The 1,825-nt window shown below is 64.2% G+C and carries 2 protein-coding genes; both read right to left on the reverse strand.

The window, feature by feature from the left end:
• On the reverse strand, nt 1–1,103 hold a 1,103-nt coding region (locus ACXRVY_RS26960), incomplete at its 3' end, for an acyl-CoA dehydrogenase family protein (protein ID WP_458238725.1).
• 10 nt (nt 1,104–1,113) lie between these two features.
• The coding region (locus ACXRVY_RS26965) for an enoyl-CoA hydratase family protein (RefSeq protein ID WP_458238724.1) at nt 1,114–1,825 on the reverse strand (712 nt) is incomplete at its 5' end.

Raw genomic sequence — 1,825 nt, forward strand, 5'->3', positions numbered from 1 at the left:
GCGTAAATCGGCCCGGCCTGGGCAAACAGGAAGCCTTCCAGCCAATGGCCGACGTCACCGGCGGCCGGGGCATCGGGCAGCAGCTCGCCACGCATTCCGAGAATGCTCATGGCGGTGTCGTGCATGCGCTGGTCGAGTTCCGACCAGAAGATCTTGTTGGTCGACGATTCCGGCCCGATCTTGCCGCCCTGTACCAGTTGCGAGGCGGTCATGTAGGTGCTCAGGGTGTAGGCCTCGGCATCCAGCCAGGCGCGCATCACCGCTTCGCCGATGGCCGGGTCGCGGTCGGCGTGTTCACGATTGGCCAGATACAGCTGCACCAGACGCTTGGCGGTTTCCTGGAAGCGCGCCGGTGAACGCAGCAACAAGCCGCGCTCGAAACCGGCGGTGGACATCGCCACGTGCCAGCCCATGCCTTCGCCACCGAGGGCGTTTTCCACCGGCACCTTGACGTCGTCGAAGAAGATCTCGGCAAAACCTGGCAAACCGTTGAGCTGCGGGATCGGCCGTACGGTGATACCCGGCGTGTCCAGCGGCAGCAGGATGAAGGTCAGGCCGTGATGACGCTGGGACTGCGCGTCGGTACGGAAAATACCGAACGCCCAATCAGCCCACACCGCGCGGGTCGACCAGGTTTTCTGGCCGTTGATCACGTAATGGTCGCCAACCCGTTCAGCCTTGGAGCGAATCGCCGCCATGTCGGAACCGGCGCCCGGCTCGGACCAGGCCTGGGCCCAGATGTCTTCACCGGTGGCCATGCGCGGCAGGAATCGCGCCTTCTGCTCTGCGCTGCCGTACTCCATCAGGGTCGGGCCGAGCAGAAAGATGCCGTTCTGGTTGACCCGCGCCGGCGCCCCGGAACGGTAGTATTCCTCTTCGAAAATCAGCCACTCGATCAGGTCGCAGCCACGGCCGCCGAGTTCGGTCGGCCATGTGACCATGCCCCAACGGCCTTCATTGAGTTTGGCTTCCCAGGCACGGTGCTGGGCAAAGCCAAGTTCTGTGTCGAACGATTGCAGCGGTTCACTCGGTACATTGGCCGCCAGCCAGGTCCGTGCCTCGGCACGAAAGGCCTGCTGGGCCGGGGTATAGGTCAGGTCCATGGATATGCCTTCAGCCGTTGAATCGGGCATCGCGTTTCTCGACGAACGAGTCGCGTGCTTCCTGAGAGTCCAGTGAGCGGTAGGCTTCGAGGGTGAAGCCCTGCTCCCAGCGGTATTTGTCTTCCAGATTGCCGTCTTCGATGCCGCTCAGCGCTTCCTTGGCGAGGCTGATCATGCCGGGGCTCTTGGCGGCGATGGTGCGGGCGATCTGCAACGCGGCTTCGCGCAAGTCTTCGCGCTTGACCACCCGCTCCACCGCGCCCAGGCGGTAAGCCTCGGCGGCGTCGATGGCCTCGCCGGTGAAGTACATGTGGCGGACTTTCTGCACCGGGAACAGGCGCTGCAAATGCGCGCCACCACCCATGGCCCCGCGATCCACTTCCGGCACGCCGAAGGTGGCGCACTCGGACGCGACGATGATGTCGGCGGCGCCGCAGATACCGATGCCGCCGCCCAGCACAAAGCCGTGCACGGCCACGATCACCGGTTTCGGGTTACGGTGGATCGCCTTGAAGCTGTCGTAGTTGCCCTTGTTCACCGCGACGATCAGGTTGCCGTCGGCCGCCAGTTCCTTGATATCGACTCCGGCACAGAAGCCGCGCCCTTCGGCACGGATCACGATCACCCGCACATCGCTGTTGTGGCCCAGGCCCTCGATCTCGCTGGCAATATCGGCCCAGCCTTGGCAATTGAAGGCGTTGACCGGTGGWCGGTTGAAGACC

Source organism: Pseudomonas sp. P5_A2_2 (genome assembly GCF_054177685.1).